The sequence below is a fragment of the Chelatococcus reniformis genome, from assembly GCF_014640075.1.
GTDB lineage: Bacteria > Pseudomonadota > Alphaproteobacteria > Rhizobiales > Beijerinckiaceae > Camelimonas > Camelimonas reniformis.
The window spans coordinates 273938-292754 of record NZ_BMGG01000003.1 but is presented as its reverse complement, the minus strand read 5'-3'; the positions used below and the strand labels follow the sequence as shown (position 1 = coordinate 292754).

The following is an 18817-nucleotide window of genomic DNA, read 5'->3' as shown; positions in this document are numbered from 1 at the left end:
GGAGGAACTGAGCATTGTCCACTCGTGTGCCGGACCGGCGCGCGGCGCGCATCATCGGGACTGCGGCTGCGGTCGTCGCGATGTCGGCCGTGGTCCATGCCTGGCTGGCCCGCCGGGCCGAGCGCCGCCATCCGCCCGTCGGTCGCTTCATCACGGTGGGCGGCGTCAGGCTCCACTATGTGGAGTGCGGCACCGGCCAGCCCCTGGTGCTGCTGCACGGCAACGGCGCGATGCTTGCGGATTTCGCCGCGAGCGGCCTGCTCGATCTGGCAGCGGCGCGCTACCGGGTCGTGGCCTTCGACCGGCCGGGCTTCGGCCACAGCACGCGGCCACGCGGCCGCATCTGGACGGCGGCCGCCCAGGCCGAGCTCATCGCTGCTGCGTTGCGGGAGCTGGGGATCGAGCGAGCGATCGTGCTCGGCCATTCCTGGGGAGCGAGCGTCGCCATCCGGCTGGCGCTCGCCCATCCCCCGCTGGTCCGCAGCCTGGTGCTGGCCTGCGGCTACTACTATCCGACGTTCCGGCCCGATGCCCTCGGGGCATCGATCCCGGCCGTTCCCATCGTCGGCGATGTGCTCAGCGCGAGCGTCGTTCCCGTGCTCTGCCGCGTCCTCTGGCGTTCGATCGTGGGGCGGATCTTCGGACAGGTGACCGTGCCGGCGACGTTCGCCGCCTTCCCGAAGGAGCTGGCGCTCCGCCCCTCCCAATTGCACGCCATGGCGGCCGAGTCGTTCCTGGTGATCCAGGCCGCGGCCGCGGCGCGGCGGCGCTACGGAGGCCTCGCCGTGCCCGTCGTCATCGTCGCGGGCGAGGGCGACCTCCTCGTCGGCGTCGACAGCCACGCGGTGCGCCTGCACCACGACGTGCCCGGCAGCCGGCTGCGGCGCCTGCCGGGCGCCGGCCATATGGTCCACCACACTGCGACGGCCCAGGTGATGGCGGCGATCGACGAAGCCGCGGGCATGGCAGCCGCGCAGCGCGGATTGGCTGGCTGCGGCGGCGCAGGTCCCGATCGCGGCACGCGGGCCTAGAGCGTTTTCGAGCGAAGTGGACGCCGGTTCGCGTGAAGAAAACGCGACAAATCAAACAGATAGAGCATTTCGGCGATTCGAAGAAACGCGGAAATGCTCTAGCGAGTATTTTGCCGTTGGATGAGGCCATCCAATGGAGAGAAATGCTCGTAGCGCCCGGCAGCGGCTCATGCTGAGCCTCAACGCGGTGCGCCTGGCTGCGCCGGCACCCGCTCCGATCGCCTTGACGCAGGTCCGGATGCAGCTGGCCGCGGCGCTCGGCGAGATCGGCGAGGGGCGGCCCGTGGGACCGCCTGGGTTTGCGGCGCTGCGCCCCGCCGTGCCGGAGGTCGGCGCTGCCAGCGGGCCGGCAACGCATTTTAGGATGCGCGAGATCGACCGCAGGGTGGCGCAGACGGAGATGCTGTCGGCGGCGCTGGCCGATCCGGCTCCCCGACAGCGGTGGTTGCGGCGCCGACGACGGCGCAGCCGAGCAACTGAGGGTGGCGACGCGGAACTTGGCGTCGGCGGCCCTTCACCCCGCCGCGATCCAATCCCGGGTTCCGTCGAGTGCCCGGGTCAGGCGGTCGAACATGTCGTCGACCTGCGCCTCGGTGATGATCAGCGGCGGGCAGAGCGCCACGGAGTCGCCGAGGTTGCGGACGATCAGGCCCTCCTCAAGCGCCAGCGCGGTGCAGCGGGCACCGACGCCCTTGGCCGTCGGGTAGGGCGCCTTGCTCGCCTTGTCGGCGACGATCTCCAGTGCGCCCACCAGACCCATGCCGCGCGCCTCGCCGATCAGCGGGTGCTCGGCCAGCGCCTTCAGGCGCCGCTGAAACGGCACGGCGACCCGTGCCGCGTGGCCGACGATGTCGTCGCGCTCATAGATTTCCAGCGTCTTCAGCGCCACCGCCGCCGCCACCGGATGGCCCGAATACGTGTAGCCGTGGCCGAAGGTGCCGATCTTGCGGCTCTCGTCCAGCATCGCCTGGTACATGCGCTCGGGGATCATCACGGCGCCGATGGGCAGGTAGGCGGACGACAGGGCCTTGGCGACCGAGATGCTGTCGGGCCTGATGTCGAGCGCCGTCGAGCCGAACAGGGTGCCGAGGCGGCCGAAACCGCAGATCACCTCGTCGGCGATCATCATCACGTCGTAGCGCTCCAGCACGGCCTGGATCTTCGGGAAGTAGGTCCTGGGCGGCACGATGACGCCGCCGGCGCCCATCACCGGCTCGGCGATGAAGGCGGCAACCGTCTCCGGCCCCTCGCGCAGGATCATCTCCTCCAGCTCTGCCGCCAGGCGCGTGGCGAACGCCTCCTCGCTCTCGCCGGCCTCGGCGAAGCGGTAGTGGTGCGGACAGGCGGTGTGCAGGATGTTGGCGATCGGCAGGTCGAAATCGGCATGATTGGCGGTGAGGCCGGTGAGTGAGGCGCTGGCGATGGTGACGCCGTGGTAGGCCTTGATACGCGAGATGATCTTCTTCTTCGCCGGGCGTCCGAGCGCGTTGTTCATGTACCAGACGAGCTTCACCTGGGTGTCGTTGGCCTCCGAGCCCGACGAGCAGAAGAACACCTTGGAGATGGCCGCCGGGGCAATCTCCTTCAGCTTCTCGCCGAGCGCGATGGCCGGGTCATGGCTGCGGCCGGCGAAAATCTGCGAGAAGGGCAGCTTGGCCATCTGCTCGCGGGCCGCTTCCACGAGCTCGGCGTTGGCGAAGCCGAGCGAGGTGCACCATAGGCCGGCGAGCCCTTCGATGTAGGGCTTGCCCGCCGTGTCGTAGACGTAAATGCCTTCGCCGCGTTCGATGACGAGCGGGCCCTGCTCGCGGAAGGTCGCCAGATTGGTGTAGGGGTGGACGAGCGTTTCGACGTCGCGGACGGCGAGATTGCTGAGCATGGCGTCCTCACAACCGGGTGACGAGGGGCGGCGGCACGAAGCCACCGGTCAGGGATTCGAGCATGCCGGCGACGGCGACGGCGGTGCGGTCGGCGCCCTCGGCGGCGACGATCTGCACGCCGGCCGGCAGTCCGCCGGGCGAGTGCAGCACCGGCGCCACCGCGGCGGGCAGCTGCGCCACGGTGGCGAGCGACGACCACTTGAGGAAATCGAAATAGGGCAGGGTGGCGCCGTCGCCGAGGTCGAGGCTGCGGCCATGGATGTCGCGGCCGTGGTCATGGTGGATGGCGGCGACCGGGGCAGGCGGCATCAGCACCGCGTCGTAGGTGTCGAAGAACGCCTCCCAGGCGCGCTTGAGCGCGTCGCGGCGAGCTCTGAGGGCCGCCCACTCGGCGGCGCCGACCAGGGCACCGCGTGCCTGCAGCGCCTTGTGGGCGAGGTCGCCGGGTGCATAGGCGGCAGCATCTGCGGCAAGACGCTCCCGCACCTTCTCCGGCAGCCCGGCGACCGTGATGGCGTGGTTCATCAGCGCATAGACCTCGAACGCCTCGGCAAAGGCGAAGGCGGGCCGCGCCGTCGCCTCGACGGTGGCGCCGGCGCCGGCCAGCAGGCGGGCGGCCTCGCTCACCGCATCGGCCACGGCCCGTGAAACCGGCGCCATCGGCTCGTCGAGCCAGAGCGCCAGGCGCAGCTCCTTGGGCTCGCTGGCCCGGGGCGGCGCGAGCTGCGGCTTGACGCCGTCGAGCGCGGGCGGCCCCGCGATCACTGCGAGGATCAGGTCGAGGTCGGCCGCGGAGCGGGCGAGGGGGCCGGCGACACCCAGGTCGTTCTCCGCATCCACGCCGGGTGGCGGCGGCACATGCCCGCGCAGGGAAACGAGCCCCCAGGTGGTCTTGAGCCCATAGAGGCCGCAGGCGTGCGCCGGCCAGCGGATGGAGCCGCCGATGTCGGAGCCGAGCTCGAAGGACGCCATGCCGGTGGCGACCGCCGCGGCCGCGCCGCCGGAGGAGCCGCCGGGCGTGCGGCTCACGTCCCAGGGATTGTTGGTGGCGCCGTAGACGGCGTTGAAGGATTGGAAATCGCCCGAGAACAGCGGAACGTTGGTCTTGCCGACGATCACGGCGCCGGCGCTGCGCAGGCGCGCCACGGCGGCCGCATCGGCCTCGGGGATGCGGTCGCGATAGGCCGGCGCCCCGCCGGTGGAGACCAGCCCTTGCGTCGAATAGGCGTCCTTGACGGTGATCGGCAGGCCCTCGAGCGCACCGGCCGTGCCGGCGCGCCGCCGGGCGTCGCTCGCCTGCGCGGCCGCCCGCGCGGCGGCCGCGTCGAGCGCGACGACGGCGTTGAGGGCTGGGTTCACCGCCGCGATCCGCGCCAGCGTCAGGTCCAGCAGCTCGACGGCCGAGGTGGCTCCGGCCTCGAGAGCTGCCAGCTGGGCTCGGGCCGATTGGGTCAACAGGTCCATGCTCGCCTCCACCGTGCACCGTGCTCATGGATACACCGGGACCGACGTGCCCGCAAAAGCATCAGCGCGGCGGATGGATTCGGCACTGGGTATGACTATGTAGCTGCACGGTGCAACGGAGCGGACGACCGCCGGTCGCCGCAACTGGGGAGGATTGTCATGGCGACCACCGCAACGACGGGGCTCGAGCTGCGCTCGCGGATCAGCAGGGACGGCGAGCTCGACCTATCGCTGGTCGATGTGCCGGTGCCGACGCCCGCTGCCGGGGAGGTGCTGGTGCGGGTCGAAGCCTCGCCGATCAATCCGTCCGATCTCGGCCTGCTGCTCGGCCCGGCGGATGTCGCCACGATCCGCGGCGGCGGCACGGCTACGCATCCGAAGGTGACGGCCAAGGTGCCGGCCCAGCGCTTAGGCGGACTCGGGGCCCGACTCGATCAGTCGATGGCGGTGGGCAACGAGGGGGCCGGCGTCGTCATCGCCGCCGGTTCCGGCGCCGAGCCTCTGGTCGGCCGCACCGTGGCCATGCTCGGTGGCGCCATGTACGCGCAACATCGCCTGATCAAGGCCGCCGATTGCCTCGTGTTGCCGGAGGGTACCACGGCCGCGGCCGGCGCCTCCTGCTTCGTCAACCCGCTGACCTCGCTCGGCATGACCGAGACCATGCGGATGGAGGGCCACACGGCGCTGGTCCATACCGCCGCCGCCTCCAATCTCGGGCAGATGCTGGTTAAGATCTGCAAGAAGGACGGCATCGGCCTCGTCAACATCGTGCGCAGCGCCGAGCAGGCGAAGATCCTGAAGGACCTCGGCGCCACTTATGTGCTGGATTCGACCTCACCGGACTTCGCGGCGGAGCTGACCGAGGCGATCGCCGCCACCGGCGCCACCATCGCCTTCGATGCCATCGGTGGCGGCAAGCTCGCCGGCCAGATCCTCGTCGCCATGGAAGCGGCGCTGAACCGCAAGGCCGGCGCCTACAGCCGCTACGGCTCGACCACGCACAAGCAGGTCTACATCTACGGTGCGCTCGATGTACGGCCGAGCGAGATCGACCGCAGCGTCGGCATGGCCTGGGGCGTCGGCGGCTGGCTGCTCACGTACTTCCTGATGAAGATCGGGCCGGAGGCCAACAAGCGTCTCAGGGACCGGGTGGTAGCCGAGCTCCATACCACCTTCGCCAGCCACTATACCGCGGAGATCTCCCTGACCGAGGCGCTGAAGCCCGACGTCATCGCAGCGTATGCCAAGCGGGCGACCGGTGAGAAGTACCTGATCAACCCGAACAAGGAATGAGCGCCGGCAAGCGCCGGTAAACCCACGTGCGAGCAACCCGGGACGGCCGCGGCCGCCCCGGTGCCTGTGCGCTCAATCGCCGGCCCGGGCGTGGTCGCGGTGGGCCTCAATGTCTTCGGGCTCGCGTTCGTCGATGTGCGTGAGGCGGTTGCTGGATTTCTGGCTGCTGTGCAGCAATTCGTCCAGCTTGGCGTGCAGGGCCTGGGTATCGCGGTGCTCGGCGCGCTGGATCACCAAGGTCATCGCCAATGTGATGAACGTCGCGACGGCATGCCATTCATGGCTCTCGGGTGCGACGGCGAGCCAGATGGCGCCGTAGAGGCCGAGCACCACGAACGCCCAGGGGCTCGCCGTCAGGACGCCCAGTCGGGTGGCGATATAGCGGATCGGATGGTCGGCCATGCCACCGAACGGCCGGACCGGAAAAAGGTTCCGAAAGGCCGGGGCAAGCGACGGTCCACGGCAGCTTCCGCGGATTCCAAGCAATCTCCGAGAGACCCTCAGCCATACCTAGGTGTTATTCCACGGCTGCGTTTGCGCTACCTTATAATTGGACGCATTCGTAGGAATGGACCGACCGATCCGCCGCGCGGCGTCGGGCCCTGGCTCCCGGAGGACACGATGGCCTATACCCTCAAGATCAACGGCCGGAGTCAGACGGTGGACGTCGACGACGATACCCCGCTGCTGTGGGTGCTGCGCGACGTGCTCGGCATGATGGGCACCAAGTTCGGGTGCGGCATGGCGCTGTGCGGTGCCTGCACCGTGCATCTCGACGGCCAGCCGGTCCGCTCCTGCATCACCACCGTCGACAGCGTCGGCACGGGGGAGATCACGACGATCGAGGCCATCGGCCGCACACCGGCCGGGCAGCGCATCCAGCAGGCCTGGATCGATCTGGAGGTGCCGCAATGCGGCTATTGCCAGTCGGGCCAGATCATGTCCGCGGCCGCCCTGCTGGCCGCCAATCCGCGTCCGACGGATACCGACATCGACGATGCCATGTCGGGCAACATCTGCCGCTGCGGCACCTACGTGCGCATCCGCGAAGGTATCAAGCGGGCTGCTGCCGGCGGCAGCGGCCGGACGGGGGGCTGATCATGGCACAGACCGCAGGCAACAAGGCCGGAGAGCAGGTCCCGACGCGGCGCGACATCATCAGGGCCGGCGTGGGCGCCGGCGGCGCGCTGTTCGTGGTTTTCGGCATCCCGTCGATCGCCAAGGTGGTGCAGGCCGATGCCGGCGCTACGGCGCGGCCGGCGCCGGCGCCGGCGCCGGCACCCGCGGCGGCGGCGGGACCGCCGTTCATGCCCAGCGGCTTCGTCCGCATCGACCCGGCGGGCACCGTCACGCTGACCATGCCGCAGGTCGAGATGGGGCAGGGCACCTACACCTCGATGCCGATGCTCATCGCCGAGGAGCTCGAGGTGGAGCTGAGCCAGGTCAAGCTCGCGGCCGCCCCGGCGGACGACAAGCTCTACGGCAACCCGCTGATCGGCTTCCAGGTCACCGGCGGATCGACCTCGGTGCGCGGCTTCTTCAAGCCCCTGCGCGTCGCAGGCGCCACGGCGCGCGAGATGCTGATCGCGGGGGCCGCCAAGACCTGGGGCGTCGATCCGGCAAGCTGCCGGGCCGAGAAGGGCGTCGTCGTGCACGATGCCAGCGGCCGCCGGGCGCCCTACGGCGAACTGGTCGCGACAGCGGCGGCCGTGGCGGTGCCGACCGACGTGAAGCTGAAGGATCCCAAGTCGTTCAAGCTCATCGGCACATCGGCCAGGCGCCTGGACGTGGCGGACAAGACCACCGGCCGCGCCCAGTTCGGCATCGACGTGCGGCTGCCGGGCCTGCTGATCGCGACGGTGGCCGCCTCGCCGGTGATCGGGGGCAAGCTGCGCTCGGTCGACGACACGGCCGCCAAGGCCGTCAAGGGGGTGCGCCAGATCGTGCGCCTCGAGGATGCGGTGGCGGTGGTCGCCGATCACATGGGCGCGGCCCGCAAGGGCCTGGCGGCGCTCGCCATCGTCTGGGACGAGGGCGCCAACGCGAAGGTCGGCACGGCCGATGTGGTGGCGACGTTGCAGGCGGCGACCACGCAGAGCGGCGTGGTGGCCGAGCGCAAGGGCGACGTGGACGCGGCGATGGCCGCCGCGGCGAAGACCGTCGAGGCGGTGTACGAGCTGCCGTTCCTGGCGCACACGACCATGGAGCCCATGAACTGCACGGTGCATCTGCGCAAGGATGCCTGCGACCTCTGGGTCGGGAGCCAGGTGGTCTCCCGTGCCCGAGCCACCGCGGCCGACGTGACCGGCCTGCCGCCCGAGCGCATCGCCGTGCACAACCATCTGCTCGGCGGCGGCTTCGGCCGACGCCTTGAGATCGATTTCGTCACCCAGGCCGTGCAGATCGCCAAGCAGGTGGACGCCCCTGTCAAGGTCGTCTGGAGCCGCGAGGAGGACATCCAGCACGACATCTACAGGCCGTACTACGTGGACCGCCTGAAGGCCGGCCTCGATGCCGGCGGACGCCCGAGCGCTTTTCACCACCGCGTCACGGGCTCCTCCATCATGGCCCGCTGGGTTCCCGCCTACTTCAAGGACGGGCTCGATGCGGACGCGGTGGACGGCGCCGCCGGCCCCTACGATTTCGACAACCTGCTGGTGGACTACGTGCGCCGGGAGCCACCGGCGGGGCTGCTCACCGGCTGGTGGCGCGGCGTCGGCGTCACCCACAACGCTTTCATGGTGGAGAGCTTCATCGACGAGCTCGCCCAGGCCGCGGGTCGGGAGCCGATCGACTACAGGCGCGCGCTGCTCGCCAGGCAGCCTCGGGCGCGGGCCGTGCTCGATCTCGTGGCCGAGAAGGCGGGCTGGGGCGCGCCGATGCCGAAGGGCAGAGGCCGCGGCGTCGCGCTCCTCTTCGGCTTCGGCACCTATGTCGCCCAGGTGGCCGAGGTCGACGTCTCGCCCAAGGGCGAGGTCCGGGTGTCTCGTGTCGTCTGCGCCGTCGACTGCGGCATCACCATCAATCCGGACACGGTGCGGGCCCAGATGGAGGGGGGCATCGTGTACGGTCTCACTGCCGCACTCTACGGCGAGATCACCCTGAAGAACGGGCGCGTCGAGCAGAGCAATTTCGACAACTACCAGGCTCTGCGCATCAACGAGGTGCCGGCGATCGAGGTGCACATCGTGTCCAGTCTGGAGGAGCCGGGCGGGATCGGCGAGCCCGGCACGTCGGGCATCGCGCCGGCGCTCGTCAACGCCATCTACGCCGCGACGGGCAAGCGGCTGCGCAAGCTGCCTATCGACGGGCGCCAGCTCGCCGCGACGTGAGCGACGGGCCGGCAGAGGCGGCCAGCACGCCGCCTCTTCCCTCATCTCTTTCTCGATAGCAATGCCTGCTCCGGCGACACCTGCCATTGCAGGCCCGCGCCGGGACGGGTGGCGTGAGGCCTGCCGCGCGGGCTAAGTTTCTCCGCTCGACGGTGGATATGCGAGGAGACCGGATCGATGGCCTGCAATTCCACCCACGCTAGAGTATTTCCGCGTTTCTTCGAATCGCGGAAATACTTTGTCCGTTTGAATTGGCGCGTTTTCTTCACGCGAACCGGCGTCCAATTCGCTCGAAAACGCTCTCAGCCCAGCACCTGCTGCGTTGCGGCGCTCGGCTTCCTGGCCTCGATCGCCGGCGCGGCGGCGCAATCGACCGCCCCCCCGCCGCCGGTCGTGTCGGTCGCCAAGCCGGTGGTGAAGCAGATCGTCGAGCGCGACGATTTCATCGGTCGCTTCGAGGCGGTCGACACGGTCGACCTGCGGGCTCGCGTGTCGGGCTACCTGGACAAGGTGCATTTCCAGGACGGAGCCCTCGTCAAGGCGGGTGACCTGCTCTTCAGCATCGACCCGCGCCCCTATCAGACGGCGCTGCGCTCTGCCCAGGCGGCCGCGGCGTCCGCCACGGCGCGGGTCCAGTTTGCTAAGACCGACCTGGAGCGCGCCGCCAATCTGCGCCAGTCCGGCAACATCACCGAGCAGCTGGCCGACCAGCGACGACAGGCGCTCCTCACGGCCCAGGGTGATCTCGACAGCGCCAACGCGGCGATCGACAGGGCCAAGCTCGACCTCGACTATGCCCAGATCCGGGCGCCGTTCTCCGGCCGGATCTCGCGCCGGTTCGTGTCCGCCGGCAACTTGATCAACGCCAACGAGACGCTGCTGAGCACGATGATCTCGCTGGACCCGATCCAGTTCTACTTCGATGTCGACGAGCGCTCCTATCTCGCCTACCTGCAGGACTTCGCCAGCGAGCCCGGACGACCGGCGCCCCGCGACGCGACCGTCACGGTCTCGCTCACCGGCGAGGACAACGGCACGCGCAAGGGCAGGATCGACTTCGTCGACATCCGTCTCGACCAGCAGAGCGGCACGGTGCGCGGGCGGGCGGTCTTCGACAACAAGGATCTGGCCCTCACCCCGGGGCTCTTCGGACGCGTCCGGGTTCCCGGATCGCGGCCCTACAAGGCCGTGCTGATCCCGGATGAGGCGCTCGGCTCCGACCAGAGCCGGCGCATCGTCTACACCATCGGCGCCGAGAACAAGATCGTGACCAAGCCCGTGCGCACCGGCCCCCGCATCGATGGCTACCGCGTCATCCGCGATGGCCTGGGGCCGGACGACGTGATCGTGGTCAACGGCCTGGCGCGGGCGCGGCCGGGCACGCAGGTCTCGCCAAAAATGACTGAGTTGCCGGCGAGTCGCGAGCCGTCGAACTGAGCGGAGACGCATCATGGGCTTTACCCACGCCTTCATCGAGCGGCCGATCTTCGCCAGCGTTCTCGCCATCGTCATCATGCTCGTGGGCGCGATTTCCTACCTGACGCTGCCGGTGTCGCAATATCCGGAGATCGCCCCGCCGACGATCGTCGTCCGGGCGAGCTATCCCGGTGCCGACGCCAAGACCGTGGCGGCGACGGTCGCGACGCCCCTCGAGCAGCAGATCAACGGCGTCGAGGACATGATCTACATGTCCTCCTACTCGACCAGCGACGGCAACATGCAACTCACCGTCACGTTCAAGCTGGGCACCGACCTCGACAAGGCGCAAGTGCTGACCCAGAACCGGGTGGCGATCGCCACCCCGCGCCTGCCACAGGACGTGACGCGCCTCGGCATCACCACGCTGAAGGCCTCGCCGGACCTGATGATGGTCGTGCACATGCTCTCGCCCGACGAGACCTTCGACCAGCTCTACGTCTCGAACTATGCCCGCAACAACGTGCGCGACGAACTGCTCCGGCTGGACGGGGTCGGCGACATCTCCATCTTCGGCGAGCGGCAGTATTCGATGCGGATCTGGCTCGATCCCGACAAGCTCGCGGCGTTCGGCATGACCTCGAGCGACGTGGTCGCCGCCGTGCAGGAGCAGAACGTCCAGGTCTCCGGCGGCGCCCTGGGCCAGGAGCCGGCGCCAAACAGCCTCGCCTTCCAGCTCACGGTGACGACGCAGGGCCGCTTCCAGGACCCTCGCGAGTTCGCCGGTATCATCGTGCGCGCGACCGACGACGGCAGGCTCGTGCGCCTGCGCGATATCGGGCGCGTCGAGCTCGGTGCCCAGGATTATTTCACCAATTCCTACTTGAGCGGGAAGCCGGCGGTGGCGCTGGCGATCTTCCAGCGGCCAAACACCAATGCGCTGCAGGCGGCCGAGCAGATCAACGCCAAGATGCGGCAGCTCAAGCAGGAGTTTCCGCGCGGTCTCGACTACACCGTCGTGTACAATCCGACGGAGTTCATCGCGGAATCCGTGCGCGAGGTCTACAAGACGCTCTACGAAGCGCTGGCGCTCGTGGTCATCGTGGTCATCGTCTTCCTGCAGTCGTGGCGAACGGCGATCATTCCGATCATCGCCATTCCGGTCTCGCTGATCGGCACCTTTGCCGCGCTCGCGGCGCTCGGCTTCACCTTGAACAACCTCACCCTGTTCGGCCTCGTTCTGGCGATCGGCATCGTGGTCGACGATGCGATCGTCGTGGTCGAGAACATCGAACGCAACATCGCCGAGGGGTTGTCGCCGCGCGACGCCGCCCACAAAACCATGGACGAGGTGGGCTCGGCCGTGCTGGCCATCGCGCTCGTGCTGGCCGCGGTGTTCATCCCGACGGCCTTCATCCCCGGCATCACCGGGCAGTTCTATCGCCAGTTCGCGTTGACGATCGCGGTGTCGACGCTCATCTCCTGCTTCGTCTCGCTGACGTTGTCACCAGCGCTCGGCGCCATCCTGCTGAAGGGTCACGAGCATCGCCAAACGCGCCGACGTGGGCTCTTCGGATTTCTCGGCCGGGGCGCGGATCTATTCAACCGCGGCTTCGACCGCACCTCGTCGGGCTACGCCAAGGCCGTCGGCGTGGTTGTGCGGCGCAAGCTCATCGTGCTGCCCATCTATGTCGGGCTGCTCGCCGGGACGGTGTGGATCGCCAACGCCGTGCCGCGCGGCTTCATCCCGACGCTGGACCAGGGCTACGCGATCACCGTCATTCAGCTCCCCGACGGCGCCTCGCTGGCTCGCACCGACGCGGTGACCAAGCGCGTCCAGGAGATCGCGCTCAAGACCCCCGGGGTGGCCAATGCGGTCGCTTTCGCGGGCTTCTCCGGCGCGACCTTCACCAACGCCACCAACGCGGCCGCCGTCTTCCTGCCCTTCAAGCCGTTCGATGAGCGCGTCAAGGAGGGGCTGACGGCGGACAAGATCATCAAGGATATCTTCGGCCGGATGCAGGAGATCGAAGAGGCCTTCATCATCGCCATTCCGCCGCCGCCAGTCCGCGGCATCGGCAACGCCGGCGGCTTTAAGCTGCAGCTCCAGGAGCGCAACGGTGCCGAGGTCGAGCGCGTCCTGGCCGCCACCTACGACCTGATGGGCCGGGCCCGGGCCGACAAGAACCTGGCGGGCGTATTCACGACGTTCTCGGCGGCAACGCCGCAGATCTTCCTGGCGCTCGACCGTCAGAAGGCCCGGATGCTGAACGTGCCGGTCGGCAACATCTTCCAAACGCTGCAGAACAACCTCGGCACTGCGTATGTGAACGACTTCAACGCATTTGGCCGCGTCTACCAGGTCCGGGCCCAGGCCGACCAGCGCTTCCGCCTGGACCAGGAGGATATCAACCGGCTGCGCGTGCGTTCGGCGACGGGGGCGCTCGTACCCCTCGGCACGCTCGTCGAGGTCAAGGAGGTGTCGGGCCCCGATCTGGTGCAGCACTACAACATGTACACGTCGGTGCCGCTGCAAGGTACGCCGGCGACGGGAGTGTCGTCCGGCGCCGCGCTCGACACGGTCGAGACCTTGGCCAAGGCGACGCTCCCTCCCGGGATCGGCTACGATTGGACCGAACTGGCCTTCCAGGAGCGCGGAACCGGAAATCTCGCGATCTTCATCTTCGGGCTGTCCGTGCTGTTCGTCTTCCTCGTGCTGGCGGCCCAATACGAGAGTTGGTCGCTGCCCTTCGCTATCATCCTGATCGTGCCGATGAGCGTGCTGTCAGCCCTCATCGGCGTGATGATCCGCGGGCAGGACAACAACATCCTCACCCAGATCGGCCTTGTCGTGCTCGTTGGGCTCGCGGCCAAGAACGCCATCCTCATCGTCGAGTTCGCCCGCGATATCGAGGCGCGCGACGGCGTCGGGCCGGTCGAGGCTGTCGTGGAGGCCTGCCGCCTGCGGCTGCGGCCGATCCTCATGACGGCGTTCGCCTTCATCCTGGGCGTCGTGCCGCTCGCCATCGCGACCGGCCCGGGCGCCGAGATGCGGCAGGCGCTCGGCGTCGCGGTGTTCTCGGGCATGCTGGGCGTGACGTTCTTCGGCCTGTTCCTGACGCCGGTCTTCTACGTCACGATCCGCCTGCTCGTCCTGCGCAAGGCCGGCGGATCGACCCTGACGGCAGCGAGGCAGCCGCGACCGAGCGAGACGACGGGCCCGACCGGCGCCTGAGCCGTCCCGGTGCGGACACCCCAGCGGGGCCGAGAGCGGGCTCGGTTGGCTCTGGGACCGATGAAAAAGAAAGGAGCCCGGATCGCTCCGGGCTCCGTGCGCCGAGAGAAACGCTGAAGGGGCTTACGCCGCAGCCGCGTCCTTGGCGTCGGTCGGCACCGTCGCAATGGTCTTCAGCACCTGCGAGGCGATCTGGTACGGGTCGCCCTGTGAGTTCGGCCGGCGGTCTTCCAGGTAGCCCTTGTAGTCGTTCTTGATGAAGCTATGGGGCACGCGGATCGAGGCGCCGCGGTCGGCCACGCCGTAGGAGAACTTGTTCCACGGAGCCGTCTCGTGCTTGCCGGTGAGGCGCATGTGGTTGTCCGGCCCGTAGACCGAGATATGGTCCTCGAGGTTCGTTTCGAAGGCGCCCATCAAAGCTTCGAAATAGGCTTTGCCGCCGACTTCGCGCATGAACTTCGTCGAGAAGTTGCAGTGCATGCCCGAGCCGTTCCAATCGGTGTCGCCCAGCGGCTTGCAGTGCCACTCGATGTCGACCCCGTACTTTTCGGCGAGCCGCTCCAGGAGGTAGCGGGCCATCCACATCTCGTCGGCGGCACGCTTGGAGCCCTTGCCGAAGATCTGGAACTCCCACTGGCCCTTGGCCACCTCGGCGTTGATCCCTTCGTGGTTGATGCCGGAGGCGAGGCAGGCGTCGAGGTGCTCCTCGACGATCTGGCGCGCCACGTCGCCGACCTTGCTGTAGCCGACGCCGGTGTAATAGGGGCCCTGCGGCGCCGGGTAGCCACTCTCGGGAAAGCCGAGCGGGCGGCCGTTCTTGTAGAAGAAGTACTCCTGCTCGAAGCCGAACCAGGCGCCCTCGTCGTCGAGGATGGTGGCGCGCTTGTTGGAGGGGTGCGGGGTGACGCCGTCGGGCATCATCACCTCGCACATGACGAGAACACCGTTGGTGCGCTGGCTGTCGGGGAACACGCGGACCGGCTTCAGCACGCAGTCGGAGCTGCGCCCCTCCGCCTGCTGCGTGGAGCTGCCATCGAAGCCCCACAGCGGCAGTTGCTCGAGCGTCGGGAAGCTACCGTATTCCTTGATCTGCGTTTTCCCGCGCAGATTGGGGACGGGCGTATAGCCGTCCAGCCAGATATACTCGAGCTTGTATTTCGTCATCTGCGGTTCTCTCGTACGTGTAAGCGAAGTGTGATGGACGTCCCGATGTGCGCTCGGCCCCAAGGCGCACGCCGGCCGCCGACCTGCCGCCTCGCAAGCATGGAGCGTGCCAGCCTTGCGCCGGGCGCGGCGGAACAACGGCTTCGCATTGGCCGTTCCGGCATAGACCGTTGATCTGGGCCGGGCTACGCGGTGTGCGCGCCGCGGCCCGGCGTTGTGAGGGCGGTCTTTCAGCCTATCAATTAGGCATACTGCATATTTGTCGTTCAAATGCAGGACGCTGCGCTCAGAACAAGCAGAAAAACGCGATTCTGGAGCGGATGCTTTTCAAATATGCAAGAAATGAGCTGCACATAATGTATTCATTCGGCGAAATTGAGTAAGGCTCGTTGCATAAGCCTGCTGCAGAACATAGTTGCCGCTGCTAGGGTTGTTGTGCACGGAGCCGCAGCGCCCGAATTCCCAGTGAGAGAGGCAGGCTAATGACTACCGGTTTCGAGCGCCCCTCGGCGCAGATCTACCAGTTCCCCCTCGGGGGGCGGGCGGTGCTCGCCCGTCGCCGCGACGAGACACGCAGCGCGGCCGAGCCGACCCCCGCGTCCACGCCGGCGATTGCAGCGGGCAGCGGCTGGTATCACGAGGCGGCCATGCAAGAGGCTGACCGCAGCCGCAAGAGCTGAGCGGACCATGCGCATGCTCGATGGCCATTCGGCTGGACGGACCCCGGTTGCGCCCAGCCATCGTCGCTCATGAAGCCGGACGCTGACGTGGACGGCTGACTTCGCCGGCCAGACCGCGGGCGTCGCAATTCAAGCGAAGCGACGAGCGCTGTGATCGCCGCCCATCGCTACGACGCAGAACTCATCCCTGTCGGATCGATCCACGGTGACTGTCAGGCGCCGAAGACCGACCAGCCCAACCGCTTGGTCAGCGCTTCGAGCGCGACGCGCCCGAGATGGGAGTTGCCGGCCGCGTCCAGGCCTGGCGACCACACGGCGATGGAGGCCTTGCCGGGCGCGATCGCCAGGATCCCGCCGCCGACGCCGCTCTTGCCGGGCAAGCCGACGCGATAGGCGAACTCGCCGGACCCGTCATAGTGGCCACAGGTCAGCATGATGGCGTTGATGCGCTTGGCCCGCTCGGCTTGCACCACCGCATGGCCGGTTGCCGGGTTTCGGCCGGATAGGGCAAGGAAGCGTCCGGCCATGGCCAACTGCCGGCACGACATGGCGATGGCGCAGTGATGGAAGTAGACGCCGAGCGTAAAGTCTACCGGATTGTCCATCACCCCGAATGACTTCATGTAGTTGGCCAGAGCTGCGTTGCGGAAGCCGGTGCGCTGCTCGGACGCCGCCACCGCTTCGTCGATGGAAATCGATGGGTCGCCGGCGAGGAACTGCAGGAAGCGGAGGATCTCGCCCAGCACCTCGCGCGGTTGATGGCCCGACAGGATCAGGTCGGTGATGGCGATGGCGCCGGCGTTGATGAAGGGGTTGCGCGGGATGCCGCGCTCGCGCTCGAGCTGGACGATGGAATTGAAGGGGCTTCCCGAGGGCTCGCGGCCGACCCGCTGCCACACGCGGTCGCCGAACTTGCCGAGCGCCAGGGTGAGCGTGAAGACCTTGGAGATGCTCTGGATCGAGAACGGCGTGTCGGCATCGCCGCCCGCCGCGACGTGGCCATCGGCGTCCACGACGGCGAGGCCGAAGGCGCCTGCGTCGACCCGGGCCAGCTCCGGGATATAGCTGGCGACCGCGCCGCGATCGGCGCGCGCGCGCATCTCCTCGGCGATTTCCTTCACGACGCGGTCAAGATCGGGCACGGGCTTGCTCATTTTGTCTGGGGTGGGAATACGGGAGCGCCAGATCTCAGGCAGATCCCAGGCCAGCGACGCAGCCGGCCGGCCCAGTCTCCCACCGGGCGGACTTGAGATGCTCCCGCTTTTCGCTGCATTGCAATAATTCCGCGTCCGCTTTAGTTCTTGGGAATCGATTGCGGGGGACGTGCCGATGCTTGAATCGAGACTTCGTCAGGAGCCGATCGAGATTGTGATCCTTGGCCCGACGGGTGAAAAGGACGAAGCGGATCTCGTACCGACACGGGTGCTCAAGAAGGCTGTCGTCGATATCACCCGCCGGCTGGCGGGCGCCTTTCCGGGTGAGGCGTTCAACGTATCCAGGCTACAGGCCCACGGCACGGGCGCGCCGGTCGCCACCGTCGTCGGCGGCATCGAGGACGCCGATCTGGTCGTGGTGAACCTCGGCGACCGCGAGGCGGATGCCGCCTACGAAATCGGCATGCTGCACGCGCTCGGCGTGCCCCATATCCTCGTCACGCCTGGGCGCGAGCTTCCGTTCTACGGCAAGGATCTCAAGGTCGTGCCGGGGTTTGCCGTCAATCCCGGTCGCACCAGGGGGCGCTACAAGCTGGTCGAGCACAAATTCGGCCTGCGGCTGGAGGAGGCGCTGAGGGATTTCATTGCGCCGTTCGTCGCGGTCCGGGATACGGTCCTGCCGCGCCAGCGCTTCGTCGAAGCCGCTACCGCGCTCGATGCCTACACGAGCCGCGCCGCCAGCGACCATTTCCGGAGGCCGATCGTCGACAGCGCGGGCCCGGAGGGCCTGGCGGCGGCGTACTACATGGGCGCAGTCGGCCAGTTTGTCGGCGAGAAGGGCTTTTTCTCCGGGCCGTGCCATGTGGAGAGGCCGCCGTCGAAGACCGACCCCGGCGGACCCGCCACCCGGATGCAGGTCGCGATCGACCGCTACATCGGCGTGCTGCCACCCGCGGACATGACCTGCTACGAGGAGGACTGCAAGCGTCTCGCGGAACTGCTCGATGCCTGCGGCCTGCATATCGAGCAGCGCATCGTCCGGGCGAGGGGCGCGAAGGCCTTCCGCACCGGCTTCCTTGCTCGCGCCGATGGCAGCCTCGCCTCGCCCGTCACCGTCGTCGAGATCCCGAGCCTCGTCTACGCGCTCGGTCAGACCCGCCGCTACAGCGTGTTTTGTCAAAGGCACAGCGGCCAGGCGGAACGCCATCAGCGCAAGCTGTTTGCCCTGCTCGGCAGCTTCGAGCGCGCTATGCAACTGCGCCTGGAAGCTCAAACGGCGTGGCCCGACAAGAAGGCGGTCGTGACGCGCATGGGCCACCTGGGGGAAACGCTGCGCGAGCTCGGCGTGATCGCGGCTTAGAGCGGATGATTTTTCTTCGAATCATGCCGCTCTAAGCCTTTCTCCTGAGCATGATCTTGTCCGACATCGGCATCCACTTTCTGGGATCACGCACGAGCCGGTCGCGGCCGTTACGGCCCTGCGCCGCGAGCCGACGCGGCGCGCCCGGAGGCCTGCCTCAGCCACCCTTGGACTTGCGTCCGCTCCCGCTGCCATCTTGCCTCAGGCGGTCACGCCAGGCGCCGAGCACGCGATCGAGCGCGGCAATATCGGCCGGGGCCAGCGCCCCCAGGGTGCGTGACACGTAGGTGCGCTGGATGGCGAGGCCGCGCCCGACCGTCTCCCGGCCCAACGCCGTCAGGCATAGCGCGTGCGAGCGCCGGTCCCCGGCCAGCGGGCGGCGCTCCACCAGGCCGCTGGCCACCAGGCGGTCGACGAGGCCGGAGACGTTGCCCTTGGTGACGTAAAGCCGGTCGGCCAGATCCTGCTGACTCAACCCCTCGGCTTCGCTCAGCGTCGACAGCAGATCGAACTGCGAGATGGAGAGCCGAGCGGCCTTGAGCTCGGCGGTCATGGCGCCGTGCAGCCGACGATTCAGCCGCACGAAGCGCAGCCAGACGCGCAGCGCGTCCGGTGCCGCCAGCGGCTTGGGGGCCGTATCGGCGGCGCGGCGGTCGTGTCTGGAAGCGCCCTCCAGGGCCATGGGCGGTCTCGTGCGGCGGTGAAGGATGATCGTTTAGATGCAAACTATCGCAAACCCCGGAGGCAGGTGCAAACCCGCACGTCGCGGCGATGCCCCGGCCAGCCCGGCGGATCTGACAACCTGTTG

The 18817-nt window shown here is 68.3% G+C and carries 14 protein-coding genes; 8 read left to right on the top strand and 6 right to left on the bottom strand.

Translation table 11 applies throughout. The features are described from left to right. Positions 1-14 precede the first annotated feature (14 nt). Positions 15-1031 carry an alpha/beta fold hydrolase gene (locus tag IEW34_RS09485; RefSeq protein WP_244641893.1) on the top strand — a complete coding sequence of 339 codons (1017 nt, stop codon included), beginning with the start codon at positions 15-17 and terminating at the stop codon, positions 1029-1031. Between the two features lie 514 nt (positions 1032-1545). Here the strand turns inward: IEW34_RS09485 and IEW34_RS09480 are convergent. Further along, complete coding sequence (locus IEW34_RS09480; RefSeq protein ID WP_188608923.1) at positions 1546-2910, bottom strand: aspartate aminotransferase family protein; 1365 nt, start codon at positions 2908-2910, stop codon at positions 1546-1548. 7 nt (positions 2911-2917) lie between these two features. Next, positions 2918-4375: an amidase gene (locus tag IEW34_RS09475; protein ID WP_188608922.1), complete on the bottom strand. Its 1458-nt coding sequence runs from the start codon at positions 4373-4375 to the stop codon at positions 2918-2920. A gap of 159 nt (positions 4376-4534) precedes the next feature. Here IEW34_RS09475 and IEW34_RS09470 point away from each other — a divergent pair, with 159 nt between their 5' ends. Further along, on the top strand, positions 4535-5668 hold the full coding sequence (locus tag IEW34_RS09470; RefSeq protein WP_188608921.1) for a zinc-binding dehydrogenase: 1134 nt from the start codon (positions 4535-4537) through the stop codon (positions 5666-5668). Between the two features lie 72 nt (positions 5669-5740). Here IEW34_RS09470 and IEW34_RS09465 read toward each other — a convergent pair whose 3' ends face one another. Further along, positions 5741-6070 carry a low affinity iron permease family protein gene (locus IEW34_RS09465; RefSeq protein WP_188608920.1) on the bottom strand — a complete coding sequence of 110 codons (330 nt, stop codon included), beginning with the start codon at positions 6068-6070 and terminating at the stop codon, positions 5741-5743. Between the two features lie 219 nt (positions 6071-6289). Here IEW34_RS09465 and IEW34_RS09460 point away from each other — a divergent pair, with 219 nt between their 5' ends. The 4 genes from IEW34_RS09460 (at position 6290) to IEW34_RS09445 (ending at position 13651) form a co-directional block, all read left to right on the top strand. After that, positions 6290-6766: a (2Fe-2S)-binding protein gene (locus tag IEW34_RS09460; protein WP_188608919.1), complete on the top strand. Its 477-nt coding sequence runs from the start codon at positions 6290-6292 to the stop codon at positions 6764-6766. Between the two features lie 2 nt (positions 6767-6768). Further along, complete coding sequence (locus IEW34_RS09455; RefSeq protein WP_188608918.1) at positions 6769-9000, top strand: xanthine dehydrogenase family protein molybdopterin-binding subunit; 2232 nt, start codon at positions 6769-6771, stop codon at positions 8998-9000. 246 nt (positions 9001-9246) lie between these two features. Further along, complete coding sequence (locus IEW34_RS09450) at positions 9247-10437, top strand: efflux RND transporter periplasmic adaptor subunit (RefSeq protein WP_244641892.1); 1191 nt, start codon at positions 9247-9249, stop codon at positions 10435-10437. A 13-nt stretch (positions 10438-10450) separates the two neighbouring features. After that, entirely contained in the window at positions 10451-13651 is a 3201-nt protein-coding gene (locus IEW34_RS09445) for an efflux RND transporter permease subunit (RefSeq protein WP_188608916.1), read from the top strand. Positions 13652-13774: 123 nt separating this feature from the next. Here the strand turns inward: IEW34_RS09445 and IEW34_RS09440 are convergent, their stop codons facing one another. Further along, positions 13775-14815, bottom strand: a complete 1041-nt coding sequence (locus IEW34_RS09440) for a glutamine synthetase beta-grasp domain-containing protein (protein WP_188608915.1) — start codon at positions 14813-14815, stop codon at positions 13775-13777. 482 nt (positions 14816-15297) lie between these two features. Here IEW34_RS09440 and IEW34_RS09435 point away from each other — a divergent pair, with 482 nt between their 5' ends. Then, the gene (locus tag IEW34_RS09435; protein WP_188608914.1) at positions 15298-15495 is read left to right on the top strand and encodes a DUF2735 domain-containing protein; all 198 of its coding nucleotides are present in this window, start codon (positions 15298-15300) and stop codon (positions 15493-15495) included. 212 nt (positions 15496-15707) lie between these two features. Here the strand turns inward: IEW34_RS09435 and IEW34_RS09430 are convergent, their stop codons facing one another. Next, a complete protein-coding gene (locus tag IEW34_RS09430; RefSeq protein WP_373288195.1) occupies positions 15708-16637 on the bottom strand; it encodes a glutaminase in 930 nt (309 codons plus the stop codon). Between the two features lie 187 nt (positions 16638-16824). Between IEW34_RS09430 and IEW34_RS09425 the strand changes: the two genes are divergently transcribed. After that, positions 16825-18009 (top strand): hypothetical protein, encoded by a 1185-nt coding sequence (locus IEW34_RS09425; protein ID WP_188608912.1) that lies wholly within the window; start codon positions 16825-16827, stop codon positions 18007-18009. Between the two features lie 157 nt (positions 18010-18166). Here the strand turns inward: IEW34_RS09425 and IEW34_RS09420 are convergent, their stop codons facing one another. Next, on the bottom strand, positions 18167-18691 hold the full coding sequence (locus IEW34_RS09420) for a MarR family winged helix-turn-helix transcriptional regulator (RefSeq protein ID WP_188608911.1): 525 nt from the start codon (positions 18689-18691) through the stop codon (positions 18167-18169). Between the last annotated feature and the right edge of the window lie 126 nt (positions 18692-18817).

What these genes read in the sequence shown, in the direction of transcription:
- IEW34_RS09435 (WP_188608914.1), top strand. Translation starts at nt 15,298, where the DNA reads ATGACTACCGGTTTCGAGCGCCCCTCGGCGCAGATCTACCAGTTCCCC.
- IEW34_RS09440 (WP_188608915.1), bottom strand. Translation starts at nt 14,815, where the DNA reads ATGACGAAATACAAGCTCGAGTATATCTGGCTGGACGGCTATACGCCC.
- IEW34_RS09460 (WP_188608919.1), top strand. Translation starts at nt 6,290, where the DNA reads ATGGCCTATACCCTCAAGATCAACGGCCGGAGTCAGACGGTGGACGTC.
- IEW34_RS09425 (WP_188608912.1), top strand. Translation starts at nt 16,825, where the DNA reads ATGCTTGAATCGAGACTTCGTCAGGAGCCGATCGAGATTGTGATCCTT.
- IEW34_RS09420 (WP_188608911.1), bottom strand. Translation starts at nt 18,691, where the DNA reads ATGGCCCTGGAGGGCGCTTCCAGACACGACCGCCGCGCCGCCGATACG.
- IEW34_RS09475 (WP_188608922.1), bottom strand. Translation starts at nt 4,375, where the DNA reads ATGGACCTGTTGACCCAATCGGCCCGAGCCCAGCTGGCAGCTCTCGAG.
- IEW34_RS09465 (WP_188608920.1), bottom strand. Translation starts at nt 6,070, where the DNA reads ATGGCCGACCATCCGATCCGCTATATCGCCACCCGACTGGGCGTCCTG.
- IEW34_RS09480 (WP_188608923.1), bottom strand. Translation starts at nt 2,910, where the DNA reads ATGCTCAGCAATCTCGCCGTCCGCGACGTCGAAACGCTCGTCCACCCC.
- IEW34_RS09455 (WP_188608918.1), top strand. Translation starts at nt 6,769, where the DNA reads ATGGCACAGACCGCAGGCAACAAGGCCGGAGAGCAGGTCCCGACGCGG.
- IEW34_RS09470 (WP_188608921.1), top strand. Translation starts at nt 4,535, where the DNA reads ATGGCGACCACCGCAACGACGGGGCTCGAGCTGCGCTCGCGGATCAGC.
- IEW34_RS09445 (WP_188608916.1), top strand. Translation starts at nt 10,451, where the DNA reads ATGGGCTTTACCCACGCCTTCATCGAGCGGCCGATCTTCGCCAGCGTT.